Below are 741 nucleotides of genomic sequence, written 5' to 3'. Positions count from 1 at the left end.
CGTCATTTTTGTTTACGATGATATTCAGCTTGTACGGCTCGTCCTGAGTGTCAGTACCGAAGTCGCCGAAATCGCTGTCTAAAACAAGATTCTGCTCTATGTTGCCGGGCGCAAACACGATCTCGTGCCAATCGTTGTCGAGCGCATAGCCTTTGGGCGATTCGATCTCTTTGAGATAGTAAACGGTATTTGCCGCAGCCGCCGTATCAAATCTTGCCTTGCCGTTTTCGTCAGTGATTGCCGTTGAGATGAGCGAGGACAGATCGTCCTTAGTTGCATATAGACCGTATACCGCGCCGCTTACAGGCTCTTCGGTATCGCTGTCACGCTTAGTAACTACTAGTGAAGCATGGTAGTAACGGTTTACGATCTCGGCAGCGGCATACTTGTTCTGTCCTGCCGCCTTGTCCGTTGTCGCAGCCGCCGCGGGGTAGCAGGAGTCAGCGTTAAGATCATAGCTGCCGACCTTTGTTCCTGAAGGGTACTTTACAAGACCGTTGAAATTCTCAAATTCACTGCTTGTACATCTGTCAAAGAAAGAAATATCTTTTGCTTCGTTCTTATCAAGATCATCATAACCGTAGTTTTCTGCGTGTCCTACTTCAATGAAGAGAAGAGGAACAGTGTTTCCTGACGTGTCGCAGGGAACGCACTCGATGTGGAGTCCGCCGAAATACTCGCAGGGCGTAAGCTCATCGCCGCTTTCCGTAAGCTCGCTGCCGGGGTAGATAAGAGCCGCCT

1 protein-coding gene is annotated in these 741 nt (G+C 49.9%); it reads right to left on the bottom strand.

What is annotated here, in order from left to right:
- A partial coding sequence (locus LI114_RS13685; protein ID WP_227221129.1) for a prealbumin-like fold domain-containing protein occupies positions 1–741 on the bottom strand: 741 nt, incomplete at both ends.

This window comes from Ruminococcus sp. 210702-SL.1.03 (assembly GCF_020559915.1).
Classification (GTDB): Bacteria; Bacillota; Clostridia; order Oscillospirales; family Ruminococcaceae; genus YE71.
This window is presented reverse-complemented; position numbering and strand designations above follow the sequence as displayed.